The sequence below is a fragment of the Carnobacterium sp. genome, from assembly GCF_032094055.1.
Classification (GTDB): domain Bacteria; phylum Bacillota; class Bacilli; order Lactobacillales; family Carnobacteriaceae; genus Carnobacterium_A.
The window spans coordinates 15,290-16,465 of record NZ_DAMDAK010000048.1 but is presented as its reverse complement, the minus strand read 5'-3'; the positions used below and the strand labels follow the sequence as shown (position 1 = coordinate 16,465).

The 1,176-nt window shown below is 37.1% G+C and carries 2 protein-coding genes; one reads left to right on the top strand and one right to left on the bottom strand.

Annotation, left to right across the window (positions count from 1 at the left end; all coding sequences use genetic code 11):
• On the top strand, window positions 1–209 hold a 209-nt coding region (locus RT405_RS08465; RefSeq protein ID WP_313469083.1), incomplete at its 5' end, for an SDR family oxidoreductase.
• A 212-nt stretch (window positions 210–421) separates the two neighbouring features.
• Here the strand turns inward: RT405_RS08465 and RT405_RS08460 are convergent.
• Window positions 422–1,176: flavodoxin family protein (locus tag RT405_RS08460; protein WP_313469082.1), on the bottom strand; the 755-nt coding region annotated here is incomplete at its 5' end.

Below are 1,176 nucleotides of genomic sequence, written 5' to 3'. Positions count from 1 at the left end.
CAGTTGCTCCTGGTCCAATTTGGACACCATTACAAATTACTGGTGCACAACCGAGCGAAGCTATACCTGAATTTGGACAACAGACACCGCTGAAAAGAGCGGGTCAACCAGTAGAACTAGCAGATGTTTATGTGTTCCTCGCTTCGACTAGTTCAAGTTATGTGACTGCCCAAGTTTACGGTGTAACGGGTGGAACAGAAATTGCGTAATTTATTTTTTTGTTGCTAAAAAGAAACATGGTTTATTAATAAAACTAAATCTCTCGCTTTAAGCATAATATACTTAAAGTGAGGGATTTTTAGGTGGAGACAATAAAACAGAGTGTTCAACTTTCGCAGCATTTTTGAAGGAGATACCGTCTTTTGTTATTTTTAGTGAATTTAGTAACAAAGAATAGCAGACAAAAATTGGTTGGAAACTGTTATTTCTTCTTGTGATTATGAACGGTAACCGTATGAAGAATAATAGATAATAAGGTAAAAAATAAAACTGCGAATGCTAGCCAGCGTACCCAAAAATTAGTTAAATTTAAAAGACCCAGTTTAGCTAATCCTTCTTCCATTCCCATCACCAAAAGGGAAGAAAAAGCAATCATAAAGAATAATTGAATATAGCGTTTCAACAGATCGTGCTCCTTTTCAATAGTTTGTTGTAAGGATAAGCCTAAGTTGTAGCATTCCTCTTTTTTTCGTGAAGGAAGAGAGGTCATTTTCCATGTATTGGTTAATACTACTTCGCCAATAGGTTTCATTCCGGCAGCAGAAAAAACAGTTTGGACGCTATTAAAAGTAGTATCAGTCAAGCCAGTCACTATGTTTTCCAAAGCTGTTTTATAGCAGCTGGTAATGGTAATATACTTTTTACCTTTTAATTTTCCAGGTTTTAAATCCCCATTTTCAGTTGTTTTGACTGCGTATGGCCGCAAACAATCGAGAAAATTTTTCGCTATGCCGCTGATTTCTCCCCAATAAGTAGGCGCTGCTAAGACAATGCAGTCACTTTCCAATACCTTAGAGTAAAGCTTACGTGTGTCGGGATGGCTCATCTTTACTTGGTACTCGTCTAAATAAAGCAATTCAGTTATCAAGCCAGCGTTACTTGCACCGGCCAAAACTTCTTCCAACATTTTTGCAGTTTTCCCTTTATGGTTATAACTGCCTAAAATGCCCAATATTT